Genomic DNA, 12592 nt, shown 5'->3' with positions numbered 1-12592 from the left:
CAGTTGTCTTGGGGTTATATAGTCAAGCAACTAAGCGCATACGGTGGATGCCTTGGCAGTCAGAGGCGATGAAAGACGTGGAAGCCTGCGATAAGGTTCGGGGAGCTGGCAAACGAGCTGTGATCCGGACATCTCTGAATGGGGAAACCCACCTAACTTCGGTTAGGTATCTTACACTGAATCCATAGGTGTAAGAGGCGAACCGGGGGAACTGAAACATCTAAGTACCCCGAGGAAAAGAAATCAACCGAGATTCCCTAAGTAGCGGCGAGCGAACGGGGACCAGCCCTTAAGCTGGACAACTGGTAGGAGAAGGCCCTGGAAAGAGCCGCCATAGTGGGTGATAGCCCCGTATCCGAAACCTGAGTCCAGTGAAATCGAGTAGGTCGGCGCACGAGAAACGTTGACTGAACATGGGGGGACCATCCTCCAAGGCTAAATACTCCTGACTGACCGATAGTGAACCAGTACCGTGAGGGAAAGGCGAAAAGAACCCCTGTGAGGGGAGTGAAATAGACCCTGAAACCGTATGCGTACAAGCAGTCGGAGCAGACTTGTTCTGTGACGGCGTACCTTTTGTATAATGGGTCAGCGACTTATGTTCAGTGGCGAGGTTAACCGTTTAGGGGAGCCGTAGGGAAACCGAGTCTGAATAGGGCGAATCAGTCGCTGGACATAGACCCGAAACCGGGCGATCTATCCATGAGCAGGTTGAAGGTGCCGTAACAGGCACTGGAGGACCGAACCCACTGTCGTTGAAAAGCCAGGGGATGACTTGTGGATCGGAGTGAAAGGCTAATCAAGCCCGGAGATAGCTGGTTCTCCCCGAAAGCTATTTAGGTAGCGCCTCGGACGAATACCACAGGGGGTAGAGCACTGTTTCGGCTAGGGGGTCATCTCGACTTACCAACCCGATGCAAACTCCGAATACCTGTGAGTACTATCCGGGAGACACACGGCGGGTGCTAACGTCCGTCGTGAAGAGGGAAACAACCCAGACCGCCAGCTAAGGTCCCAAAGTACCAGTTAAGTGGGAAACGATGTGGGAAGGCTCAGACAGCTAGGAGGTTGGCTTAGAAGCAGCCATCCTTTAAAGAAAGCGTAATAGCTCACTAGTCGAGTCGGCCTGCGCGGAAGATGTAACGGGGCTCAAACTGGTCACCGAAGCTGCGGCTGCATACATTGTATGCGGGGTAGGGGAGCGTTCTGTAAGCCTGCGAAGGTGAGTTGAGAAGCTTGCTGGAGGTATCAGAAGTGCGAATGCTGACATGAGTAACGACAATGCGGGTGAAAAACCCGCACGCCGGAAGACCAAGGGTTCCTGCGCAACGCTAATCGGCGCAGGGTGAGTCGGCCCCTAAGGCGAGACCGAAAGGTGTAGTCGATGGGAAACGGGTTAATATTCCCGTACCTTGGATAGCTGCGATGGAGAGACGGAGAAGGCTAGGTGAGCCGGGCGACGGTTGTCCCGGTTTAAGCGAGTAGGGAGTGGACTTAGGCAAATCCGGGTCCACAATCCTGAGACGTGACGACGAGTGCCCAAGGGCGCGAAGTCATTGATGCCCTGCTTCCAGGAAAATCTTCTAAGCTTCAGGCTATTCGAGACCGTACCCCAAACCGACACAGGTGGTCAGGTAGAGAATACCAAGGCGCTTGAGAGAACTCGGGTAAAGGAACTAGGCAAAATGGTGCCGTAACTTCGGGAGAAGGCACGCCGGTGTGTACGTGAAACCCCCGCGGGTGGAGCGGAAGCCGGTCGAAGATACCAGGCCCCTGCGACTGTTTATTAAAAACACAGCACTGTGCAAACACGAAAGTGGACGTATACGGTGTGACGCCTGCCCGGTGCCGGAAGGTTAATTGATGGGGTTAGCACTTGTGCGAAGCTCTTGATCGAAGCCCCGGTAAACGGCGGCCGTAACTATAACGGTCCTAAGGTAGCGAAATTCCTTGTCGGGTAAGTTCCGACCTGCACGAATGGCGTAACGATGGGGGCGCTGTCTCTACCCGAGACTCAGTGAAATTGAAATCGCCGTGAAGATGCGGTGTATCCGCGGCTAGACGGAAAGACCCCGTGAACCTTTACTATAGCTTCACAGTGAACTTTGAGCATGCTTGTGTAGGATAGCTGGGAGGCTTTGAAACTCGGACGCCAGTTCGAGTGGAGCCAACCTTGAAATACCAGCCTGGCATGTTTGAGGTTCTAACTCTGGCCCCTTATCGGGGTTGAGGACACTGTGTGGTGGGTAGTTTGACTGGGGCGGTCTCCTCCCAAAGCGTAACGGAGGAGCACAAAGGTGGGCTAAGCACGGTCGGACATCGTGCGGTTAGTGTAATGGCACAAGCCCGCTTGACTGCGAGACAGACACGTCGAGCAGGTACGAAAGTAGGTCATAGTGATCCGGTGGTTCTGTATGGAAGGGCCATCGCTCAACGGATAAAAGGTACTCCGGGGATAACAGGCTGATACCGCCCAAGAGTTCACATCGACGGCGGTGTTTGGCACCTCGATGTCGGCTCATCACATCCTGGGGCTGAAGCCGGTCCCAAGGGTATGGCTGTTCGCCATTTAAAGTGGTACGCGAGCTGGGTTTAGAACGTCGTGAGACAGTTCGGTCCCTATCTGCCGTGGACGTTGGAGATTTGAGGAAAGCTGCTCCTAGTACGAGAGGACCGGAGTGGACGAACCTCTGGTGTTCGGGTTGTCACGCCAGTGGCATTGCCCGGTAGCTATGTTCGGACAGGATAACCGCTGAAAGCATCTAAGCGGGAAGCCCCTTCCAAGATGAGATCTCCCTGAGGCCTTGAGCCTCCTGAAGAGCCGTTCAAGACCAGGACGTTGATAGGCTGGGTGTGTAAGCGCTGCGAGGCGTTGAGCTAACCAGTACTAATTGCTCGTGCGGCTTGACTATATAACACCCAAGACAATTGCGGATAACGCAAGAGCAAGGCAAAGGCCACGCTCAAAGAAATCACCATCACGTTTTATCTCGTCCTTCCCAGTGATCATCCGTTTTGCCTGACGACCATAGCGGTCTGGAACCACCTGATCCCATCCCGAACTCAGACGTGAAACAGACCAGCGCCGATGGTAGTGTGGTTCGCCCATGTGAGAGTAGGTCATCGTCAGGCTCTTAATACCAAAACCCCCGACAGCGTTGCTGCCGGGGGTTTTTTATTTGTCTGTCCGAAATATGATCAGCCGCACAACCCGCCGCACCCGAAAAAGTTAATATTCATCAAAGACTGGCCAGCCAGAACCACAAAAAGAGCCAGCAACAGAGACACTCATCAGTCCCCTTTTTCTTTTCGCTGCCCATGTGATCAAGGTAGCCGGGTGAGACTATGAGTAAAAAGCTGCACACAGTACTAGCCAGCGCCCTGATTTTGCCCTCCGCCGCAATTGCAGGCCTGGATCCTATTTCCGATGCGGAAATGTCTGAGGTTACCGGTCAGGCCTTTCTTTCTGTCGATCGGAATTACCATCCCGATCCATCAAAAAATACCGCCTACACGCGGGTGAATCTTGGTATGGATATCGAAATCCAGACCAATGTTGATGTCCTTGAAATCGGCCGCTACGAGCGAGATGGCGAGAAATCCGGTACGTCGGATGTGCTCATCGAAAACTTTGGCCTGGGTTATATCAACAACCAACAATTCTTTAATGCAAACCCTGAAGCGACCAGACAGGTGAAGCCTGATGGCACCGCCTACGCCGAAGGCGACATCGTTCCTTTCCACATCAGTAACCCGTTTTTTGAATTCGCCTTCGACGAAACCACGGATGAAGTCGTTGGCGTCCGGCTCGGGTTTGGCGATTCCATGGGCATTCTGTCAGGCGACATCCGCAATCTGACTGGCGATGTCAACATTGATATCAAGGCTACCGGCCAGGATCTGGAGATTGCCGAATCCAACGGGGATTTGATTGATGGGGTCTTGGTAGGATTGGCGCCACTCCTGCTTGGTAGCAATGCTATTAAAAGTAAAGCCGTGCTGGTGCATGGTGAAGGTCCGAACATTGGTGAGCCTGATCCCATTCGGGCGACTCATGCAGGTGTGCCGAACGGGGAACGGTTCACGGTAGAGGATGTTGGTGGCGGAACAATTTTTCTTATTAAAGCTGCTGGGTTGTTGGGGGGCAGTTCCCAGGTAGAAGTTGATGCGGACTGTGGTCCTCTTGGTCTCGTCTGTGGCTCTGGTGACGTCAGTTTTGTGGCCCAGGATTGTCAGGTTCTGGGTATCAACTCCTGCTTCCCTCTGACCAACTTCAAAAGCCTTCCGGTAGGTACCATTACCGAAAATGGCGAGGAAAGAGTTTTATCCGGGCCTCAGAAAGGCCTGTTTTTAGCCTTTCAAACCCAGGCCGTCGAGTGGCTGGAAGATGTATCAAAAACTGATCCGCAGGTAGGAGACTTTATTCAAACCACACCTGGGGGTTTTATGAACATCCCCAACGGCGCGGTTGAGTTCAGTCTCCATGATGCGCTCGAGGGAATTCCCCGTTATCGCACTGAATACATAGATCGCGGGCGAGGGTTGTTCTGATGCCTTTTTCCAGGAGGTCCACTTTCTCCAATGCCGTCTTGTCATTCCTTATGCTCGGCCTTTCGATGTTGCCTGCTACGGCCACAGCAGAACTCGAAAAGCTCAACGATGGCGAACTCTCTGAAATCGACGGTGCTGGGATTGGCCTGGTATTGGAAGACTTCATCTTCTCCCACGGCACGGATGCGCCGGACGTCAACGGCGAACAGGCCCGGATTTTCCGCATTGCGGGTATCCAAAGCACGGACGGCCGTGAGGTCGATATCACCGTTAACCACCTTTATATCGCCGGCTCTGGTAGTGACTACGGAACGAACCTGACTCCGGTGAATCTGGGGCGCTTGCTGAATCCGTGGCGGATTGACGTGGTCGACGGTAACGACATCGGAATCACTAACAAGGCGGTTCTCGAATTCGCCGCCCCTGCCATGGTAGACGCTGCGCAGGGTTACGATTGCCTTGGTGGTTCCGCTGCTGCTGGAAGCGGTACCTGTTCCAGCCGCCCGGCTACGCAAGACTGGCAGGGCGAGCGGGCGGATATCGGTATGCAAATGAACGTGGCCGTTGGCGATGACCGCTCTGCCAACCTGAACCTGCACGCCCGCAGTGCGGTAATTGATGGCAGTTATCTCCGGCTCTGGGGTGATGACGAACGGCGCCAGATGGCCGGTGAATTCCGTCTTAACTTTTACTCGCCGGAACTCACCATCAATGCCTGTAGCCAGGACGGCACTAATTGTGGCTCCAACATTGTGATGTCGGACTTTGTGCTGCAACTGGCCCTTGGTAACAGGCTGCAACCTATCTACTTCGATGTCGACGGTAGCGGTAATTTCCTGCTTGAGATCGATACCATCGATGCCCCGGGCACTGGCCAGATTGCGGCCAATGGTCAGCGGGCGGGCAGCGATGCCGCCACCTGGGATTTCTATAACGACTATTACTCCAACCCGGAATTCCGCAGTAACGTTCACATCGGCGATTTCAGTGTCGGCGAAAAGAATTTCGGATCGGCACGGGTTGAAGGCATGCTGATCCAGCACCTGCAAATTCAGACAAAGGATCTGGCGCAATGAGCAGACACCAACTTCTGAGCAAGGCAGCAGCAATAGTGGCCGCGCTGATGTGCAGCCCATTCGCCATTGCGGAGATGGCCCCTCTGGACGATGCGGGTATGGCAGAAGTTTCCGGCCGTGGTGGCATTTACTTGTCTGGCGATATCAGCATCAACGAACTGGGTGGCCCGATCCAGAACGATTATTTTGGCCGCTGCAACGAGCAGGACAAGAAGTGCGGTGCACGCCTTGCCTACCAGTTGAAAGAAGGTGGTGGCTGGATGGTGCTGGACGAGATTCGCGGCATGTTCGCCTTCGAGGGGCTTACGTTGCGGGTGCGCTCAATCGATTCCGGTTTTGGTGGTGACGGCGAGCTGTTTAACCGCGACGTCATTGAACTGGGCCTGCCGGATACTGTGCGGTTCAACGATGTGCAGTTCAAGATTGCCGCCAGTAACACACCCAGACCGACGGATCCCGGGTTCATGCAAACGGATATCTTCGACGTGGAAATGCAGGGCGATGTGCTGATGCAGGGGAATCTGCTGGTGTTCCCGGAAGGGAATCCATAGGGGGAGAAGATTATGACCAAGGTGATTGGTTTACCGAAGGCCTGCGCTGCCCTGATGCTGGCTGCTACCGGGGTGCCCGGCGGTGTTGCCTGGGCGGATATGCAAAGCCTGGATGACGGCGAACTGTCCCGGATTCAGGGCCAGAGCGGCATTACGCTGGAGATGGATCTGCAGCTGTCGGCAGACCGGGTGTCCTACTACGATGACGGCAGAGGCGCGCACCTTGAAGGCTTGAAGGTAGGCTCGTCCGAAAACCCCGGACAGGGCGCTTTTCACCGGACACGTATCGATATTGGTGCCGATGCCTCGCTAAACCTGGATTACCTGGTAGAAGACCGTCGGGTCGAGTTTTCCGATATTCGCCTGGCAGGGGCCCCCAGCGTCAGTATGGGCGGGATCTTCTTTGATCATTCGCTGCAAGGCACCCTGAGTATCCGGGAGGGCGGCGGTGTTGGCGGCAGTGGCTACACCTTCGATTCTGCCTACACCATGACCGGCGGCCGGCTGGGGTATCGAACCAACGGCAACTCGGTGTTTCTCGACGACATCACCATGAATGTGGAAGCCCTGGGAATCACCCTGGAGCAGGTTGGCGACACTCTCGAACTGATCTCGGAGAATGTAACCGGTAACTGGAAAGTCGGCGCGATCCGTTTCAGTGACGATCCGCTCATCTATGGTCGCGCAACAGATGCAAGCGGGGCGCCCCTGGCCAGTTATGGGGGCCTGGAGGGCGATTACCGGATCTCGTCCCGCACGGGAATCAAGGCAGGCGGCCGTGAGGGCCAGGGCCTGAGAATCGATAATGAAACAACCATCCACAGCGCCAATTTCTTATACCTGGACGATGGCAACGCCCTGGCATTAAGGGACATAACCGGCGAGTACCGGATCTACGACTTGCGGATTGATGTCACCAATGACAATCAGGGCCGGCCAGCCTTGGGGCTCACTCTGGGTGGCCTGGAAGGGGAGCTGGCTGTTGGTTCGGTTGAAGTGGGACCCAGTGGCCAGAGCTTTGGCTCGGTTAACCTCGCCTTCGCCTTCGAAGACCGGGCCTTCAATGGTCGAAACTATACCAACGCGGTTTATCTGCAAGGTGGCGGCCACCAGGACGCTGGCGCCCAGGGTTTGCGCCTGGCTGCCGAATGGAGCCTGTCGAATGCAGACTTAAGCTACACCGACAACGGCAATCGGGTGATCGTGAGCGGGTTGCAGTCATGGGGGCAGGGCGATTTGACGGTAAATGTTACCCGCAATGAAATTCGCAACGGTACCCGCTTCTATGATGGTTTAAGGATCGGGTTTGAAGACCTGAGTGCCGGGTACCGTATAAACGGCCTGAGGGTGGGGGATGAAAATGCTCCTCTGCAAGGGGGTACCGAACTGCTGCTGGCCCTGGGCTTCTATCCCGCCTATGAATTCGATATGGATGGCCACATCACCCTGGGTGCCGGGGGTGCGTCTGGCGAGGGGCTGACGATCAATTCCGATATCCATGTCCGCAACGGAAAAGCTGCGGTGGTTGCAGCTCCCTATGATGAGGGTGCTGGCGAGGTCCCCCAAAAAGGCCTGTGGCTGACCGAAATGACCTATGACGGCCACGTCCGTAACATGACCGTGGATGTTACCGAAGAGGGGCTCGCCATGGCCACCGAAGAAGCCTGGGGCACTATGGATGTGGGCAATGTTCGGGTTGGAACCAGCGATGATGGCGCAAGCTTCGGTCGCCTCCGGATGCAAAGTTATGAGAAAGACAGCAGTGCGCTGATACGACCCGGCGGCGCCGGTGATGTCTGTGTGGGTGGCAGTGGAAGTTCCGCGGCGGCCTGTGGGGCTTTAGGTGGCACCTGGGAGACCCGGGGCGACGAGGGCGTTTCAATCGCGATGGCAAAGGTACTGGCACCGGCTGCAAGTGACGAGAAGAAAAATGCCTTGTTGTGGGAAACCAATCGCAGCGTGGACGGGCAGGGCCGGCCGGTAAACGGGTCTGGCACTGCGATACTGCTGAATGATATTCACACAAGCGACGGCGGTGATTTCGATGGCGATGGCCAGGACGACAATACCTACGGTATCCGAACCGATCTTGCAGTTGATGTGTATCCAACCCGGGTCATTCGAACGGTTGACGGTGTAAAGCGGGTTGAGCACCCTCTCGGGTTTGCCGTGCAGGCACAAAGCAGCTTCAAGGAGCTGTCCATCAACAATATCGATATGATCCACCCGGTGGGCGGCGCGCAGACCGCGGTATACGGTGCCGTGTTGCAGAACGTGGATATTCGGGCAAACCTGACCGCAACGCCTATCCCCTGATGACCATCCGGCATGAGAAAAGGGCAGCCCGGGCGCTGTCCTTTTGTTTTTTCGGCCGTCCTGTTGTTTAATCCGGGGCTGATTCTTTGACCCCTGGAACCGGTTTCATGAAATCCAACACCTTGTTGTCACTGCTGAGCGATCGCGCCGTTCATTCCGGAGAGTCCCTGGCGAAAACCCTGGGGGTATCCCGCACGGCTGTCTGGAAGCAGCTCCGGAAAATCATGGATGAAGGCGTAGAGATAAAAACTATCCGGGGGCAGGGTTATCAGCTGGTTACACCGTTAGACCTGCTGGATCGTGGGCAGGTGTTGGCGGGTTTGCCCGGCGAGCTGTTGTCCGGTATCAACCTGGAGGTATTACCGGAAGTGGGTTCCACCAATGCCGAGGTGGCGCAGCGTTTATCCGGCGCCGGAGGGGCTATACCGGTGGTCATTGCCGATTGCCAGACTGCAGGGCGCGGTCGCCGGGGGCGTAACTGGGCAAGCCCGAAAGGGCAGAATCTGTATCTGAGCATGGGGCTGACCCTGCAGGGTGGGTTCGCCGCGCTGGAAGGTTTGAGCCTGGTCTTGGGCGTAGCGGTGGCCCGGGCTTTGGAGGCTATGGGTGCCGAAGGTGTTGGCCTGAAGTGGCCGAACGACCTGTTTGCCGATGGCCGGAAGTTTGCCGGTATCCTGGTGGAAATCCAGGGTGAATTGCAGGAAGGCGTCGTCCAGGTAATCGCAGGTATTGGTATCAATGTGCATATGACCCGGGCGGAAGAGGTTGATCAGCCATGGATCAGCCTGGCTGAGCGCTGGCCGGACATAGCCTGGGCAAGGAATGCCCTGGCGGCAAATGTTATCAGGGAGATCCTGGGTACCGTTGATACGTTCGAGCGACAGGGCTTTGCAGCGTTCAGGAGTGCTTGGCAGGAAAGGGACATATTCTGCGGACAGGAGCTTGTCAGCCGTGGTGGCGAGGTTGCCGGAACCGGCGCCGGTATCGATGACGGCGGTAACTATCTGTTGAAAACCGACGCTGGGGTGGTGCCGGTTCGAGCGGGCGATATCAGCCTTCGGGTGCAGCCATGATGTTGTTGGTCGATTCTGGTAATACCCGGATAAAGTGGCGTGTGGTTCAGGGTGGTCAGGTGAAGGCTGAGGGTGCCGCGATGCTGGACGAGAAGGCGCCTTTTGCAGGCCTGGCGCACTTCGCTCATGACATTACCCGGGTTGCCGTATCTTCTGTCGCATCCGAGCAGAATTGCCGGGAGCTGGAGCAAGCCCTGTCCCGCGTTACCCGTGCGCCGGTAACCTTTTATTGGTCTGAATCATCCCGTCAGGGGCTGGTGAACTCCTATCAGGATGTCCGGAAAATGGGCGCCGATCGCTGGCACGGAATGGTGGGCGCCTGGTCGCGTTATCCCGGCGGGTTTGCAGTTGTTGACGCGGGGAGTGCGGTTACCGTGGATTACGTGGCCGAAAGCGGTGCCCACATCGGGGGCTATATACTGCCAGGGCTGAGAATGATGCGCCGAAGCCTGAAGCTGGATGCCGCACGTATCGGGTTCGAACACGACGACCAGGTCAATACCCTGCCCGGTCGCTCAACCGGGGAGTGTGCCAACCATGGGTTGGCGTGGCTGACCCTCGGGGTTATCGAGCGTATTAATGCTGACGCCAGGGTCCACAATTTACGCCGCGTCTTGCTTACTGGCGGCGATGCTCAAAGATTTGTTGATCTCGGCTTGCAGGCCGAGGTTCGTCCGGGCCTGGTGTTTGAGGGCCTTCAGGCCGTAGCACAGGGTGGGAAGGGCGAATGAAGAGGATTGCGTTCTTTCTCCTGGCCGTCAACCTGTTGGTGTGGTGGTTGCCGCAGTGGCAGGGTATCGGGGCAGCTGATCCTTCGTCCGGAGGAGCCTTGCCCCGAGTGACCAGCCTGAAAACATCAGAGCCCGTTGTACCTGTGCCGGGGCCGGGCGTGGAAACCCTGTGCGTGCGTGCGGGGTGGTTTGACAGCGACGCCGAAGCGAGGGCGGCGGGAGAGGCCGCGGGGCTGGACTACGTCGTCGAAGAACAGGAGGTGGAACTTGCTCCACTGAACTGGGTCTTGATACCCCCTCAGCCGGAACAAGCTGCTATGGATCAGTTCCGGGCCTTGTCGGCCCGGGGCATAGAATCCTATGTGGTGGCGTCCGGAGAGTACCGGAATGCCATATCCCTGGGGCTTTTTGAGTCCCGGGAAGCTGCTGAAACGGTACTGGCAGAAAAAAAACGGGATAATCTTAATGTAGTACTGGCCAAGTTCCCCCGTAATCGTATAGGATACGCCCTCGTTTTTGATGTTGAATCTGACCGGGAAACCGAGACGGTTCAAGCGGTTGAAGCGGAAATCGGCAAAACCTTCGAGTTTGTTGAAAGTGGTACCTGCAAAGGTGTTGCAACGCCGAAAAAAAATCCGTAGTATACCGCCCTCGCTGACGAGGCGAATGTGAGCTGGCGTAGCTCAGTTGGTAGAGCAGCTGACTTGTAATCAGCAGGTCGGGGGTTCGATTCCGTCCGCCAGCTCCACTTTAAGGTTTTAGCAGATTCGCGACAGCGAATTTGTACGGGAGGGGTTCCCGAGTGGCCAAAGGGATCAGACTGTAAATCTGACGCGAAAGCTTCGCTGGTTCGAATCCAGCCCCCTCCACCACTAATTGCTCGCGGGCATCGTATAGTGGCTATTACCTCAGCCTTCCAAGCTGATGACGCGGGTTCGATTCCCGCTGCCCGCTCCAATTTGGTTTTAATGCTCATGTAGCTCAGTCGGTAGAGCACATCCTTGGTAAGGATGAGGTCACCGGTTCAATTCCGGTCATGAGCTCCACTTTTTTTCCGGTCAACGTTACGATCCTGGTTGATTAGGGGGATTGGTCGAATGTCTAAAGCAAAATTTGAGCGTAACAAGCCGCACGTAAACGTGGGCACCATTGGTCACGTTGACCATGGTAAGACCACTCTGACAGCCGCCCTGACTCGTGTATGTCACGAAGTATGGGGCACTGGCGAGAGCCGTGCTTTCGATCAGATCGATAACGCACCGGAAGAGCGTGCGCGTGGTATCACCATCGCGACCTCCCACGTTGAGTACGATTCTCCGACCCGTCACTACGCTCACGTAGACTGCCCGGGCCACGCTGATTATGTTAAGAACATGATCACGGGTGCTGCCCAGATGGACGGCGCTATCCTGGTTTGCTCCGCAGCTGACGGCCCCATGCCGCAGACTCGTGAGCACATCCTGCTGTCCCGTCAGGTGGGTGTACCGTTCATCGTTGTGTTCCTGAACAAAGCGGACATGGTAGACGATGAAGAGCTGCTTGAGCTGGTAGAAATGGAAGTTCGTGACCTGCTGAGCCAGTACGATTTCCCGGGTGACGACACTCCGATCATCACCGGTTCTGCCCTGATGGCTCTGGAAGGTAAAGACGACAACGAGATGGGTACTACCGCTGTTAAGAAGCTGGTAGAAGCCCTGGATGACTACATCCCTGAGCCGGAGCGTGCCATCGATCAGCCGTTCCTGATGCCGATCGAGGACGTATTCTCCATCTCCGGTCGTGGTACCGTAGTAACTGGCCGTGTTGAGCGTGGCATCATCAAGGTAGGTGACGAAGTGGAAATCGTGGGTATCCGCGACACCACCAAGACCACCTGTACTGGTGTTGAGATGTTCCGCAAGCTGCTGGACGAAGGTCGTGCCGGTGAGAACGTAGGTGTTCTGCTGCGTGGTACCAAGCGTGACGACGTTGAGCGTGGTCAGGTTCTGTGTGTACCGGGCTCCATCAAGCCGCACACTGTGTTCGAGTGTGAAGTGTACGTACTGTCCAAAGAAGAAGGTGGTCGTCATACTCCGTTCTTCAAGGGCTACCGTCCGCAGTTCTACTTCCGGACCACTGACGTGACCGGTTCTTGCGAACTGCCGGAAGGCGTAGAAATGGTAATGCCGGGTGACAACGTGAAAATGACTGTTACCCTGATCGCTCCGATCGCCATGGAAGATGGTCTGCGCTTCGCGATTCGTGAAGGCGGCCGTACCGTTGGTGCCGGCGTGGTATCCAAGATCATCGAGTAA

8 protein-coding genes, 4 tRNA genes and 2 rRNA genes are annotated in these 12592 nt (G+C 56.0%); all 14 read left to right on the top strand.

Annotation, left to right across the window (positions count from 1 at the left end; all coding sequences use genetic code 11):
* Window positions 1-20 precede the first annotated feature (20 nt).
* The 14 genes from B9Q17_RS17420 to tuf all read left to right on the top strand — a co-directional run bounded on the left by B9Q17_RS17420 (window position 21) and on the right by tuf (window position 12592).
* Window positions 21-2912, top strand: a 23S ribosomal RNA gene (locus B9Q17_RS17420).
* Window positions 2913-3018: 106 nt separating this feature from the next.
* Window positions 3019-3132 (top strand): 5S ribosomal RNA (gene rrf, locus B9Q17_RS17415).
* Window positions 3133-3345: 213 nt separating this feature from the next.
* Window positions 3346-4551: a hypothetical protein gene (locus B9Q17_RS17410; protein ID WP_094626137.1), complete on the top strand. Its 1206-nt coding sequence runs from the start codon at window positions 3346-3348 to the stop codon at window positions 4549-4551.
* 65 nt (window positions 4552-4616) lie between these two features.
* Entirely contained in the window at window positions 4617-5627 is a 1011-nt protein-coding gene (locus B9Q17_RS17405; RefSeq protein ID WP_094626140.1) for a hypothetical protein, read from the top strand.
* A complete protein-coding gene (locus tag B9Q17_RS17400; RefSeq protein ID WP_341864864.1) occupies window positions 5624-6178 on the top strand; it encodes a DUF6160 family protein in 555 nt (184 codons plus the stop codon). Before B9Q17_RS17405 ends, B9Q17_RS17400 begins: the two co-directional genes overlap by 4 nt.
* A gap of 12 nt (window positions 6179-6190) precedes the next feature.
* The gene (locus tag B9Q17_RS17395; protein ID WP_244177424.1) at window positions 6191-8494 is read left to right on the top strand and encodes a DUF6160 family protein; all 2304 of its coding nucleotides are present in this window, start codon (window positions 6191-6193) and stop codon (window positions 8492-8494) included.
* 107 nt (window positions 8495-8601) lie between these two features.
* Window positions 8602-9567 carry a biotin--[acetyl-CoA-carboxylase] ligase gene (locus B9Q17_RS17390; RefSeq protein ID WP_094626136.1) on the top strand — a complete coding sequence of 322 codons (966 nt, stop codon included), beginning with the start codon at window positions 8602-8604 and terminating at the stop codon, window positions 9565-9567.
* Window positions 9564-10298: a type III pantothenate kinase gene (locus tag B9Q17_RS17385; RefSeq protein WP_094626135.1), complete on the top strand. Its 735-nt coding sequence runs from the start codon at window positions 9564-9566 to the stop codon at window positions 10296-10298. The genes B9Q17_RS17390 and B9Q17_RS17385 overlap by 4 nt, the downstream gene beginning before the upstream one ends.
* Complete coding sequence (locus B9Q17_RS17380) at window positions 10295-10939, top strand: hypothetical protein (protein ID WP_094626134.1); 645 nt, start codon at window positions 10295-10297, stop codon at window positions 10937-10939. Before B9Q17_RS17385 ends, B9Q17_RS17380 begins: the two co-directional genes overlap by 4 nt.
* Before the next feature lie 31 nt (window positions 10940-10970).
* Window positions 10971-11046, top strand: a tRNA-Thr gene (locus B9Q17_RS17375).
* A gap of 40 nt (window positions 11047-11086) precedes the next feature.
* Window positions 11087-11170 (top strand) — tRNA-Tyr (locus B9Q17_RS17370).
* A gap of 10 nt (window positions 11171-11180) precedes the next feature.
* Window positions 11181-11255, top strand: a tRNA-Gly gene (locus B9Q17_RS17365).
* Between the two features lie 13 nt (window positions 11256-11268).
* Window positions 11269-11344, top strand: a tRNA-Thr gene (locus tag B9Q17_RS17360).
* Window positions 11345-11395: 51 nt separating this feature from the next.
* Window positions 11396-12592: an elongation factor Tu gene (gene tuf / locus B9Q17_RS17355; protein WP_058341454.1), complete on the top strand. Its 1197-nt coding sequence runs from the start codon at window positions 11396-11398 to the stop codon at window positions 12590-12592.

The sequence above is a fragment of the Marinobacter vinifirmus genome (assembly GCF_002258215.1).
Classification (GTDB): Bacteria; Pseudomonadota; Gammaproteobacteria; order Pseudomonadales; family Oleiphilaceae; genus Marinobacter; species Marinobacter vinifirmus.
This window is presented reverse-complemented; position numbering and strand designations above follow the sequence as displayed.

Excerpts from the sequence above, each read along its gene's own strand:
- B9Q17_RS17410 (WP_094626137.1), top strand. The coding sequence starts at position 3,346 with ATGAGTAAAAAGCTGCACACAGTACTAGCCAGCGCCCTGATTTTGCCC.
- B9Q17_RS17405 (WP_094626140.1), top strand. The coding sequence starts at position 4,617 with ATGTTGCCTGCTACGGCCACAGCAGAACTCGAAAAGCTCAACGATGGC.
- B9Q17_RS17400 (WP_341864864.1), top strand. The coding sequence starts at position 5,624 with ATGAGCAGACACCAACTTCTGAGCAAGGCAGCAGCAATAGTGGCCGCG.
- B9Q17_RS17395 (WP_244177424.1), top strand. The coding sequence starts at position 6,191 with ATGACCAAGGTGATTGGTTTACCGAAGGCCTGCGCTGCCCTGATGCTG.
- B9Q17_RS17390 (WP_094626136.1), top strand. The coding sequence starts at position 8,602 with ATGAAATCCAACACCTTGTTGTCACTGCTGAGCGATCGCGCCGTTCAT.
- B9Q17_RS17385 (WP_094626135.1), top strand. The coding sequence starts at position 9,564 with ATGATGTTGTTGGTCGATTCTGGTAATACCCGGATAAAGTGGCGTGTG.
- B9Q17_RS17380 (WP_094626134.1), top strand. The coding sequence starts at position 10,295 with ATGAAGAGGATTGCGTTCTTTCTCCTGGCCGTCAACCTGTTGGTGTGG.
- tuf (WP_058341454.1), top strand. The coding sequence starts at position 11,396 with ATGTCTAAAGCAAAATTTGAGCGTAACAAGCCGCACGTAAACGTGGGC.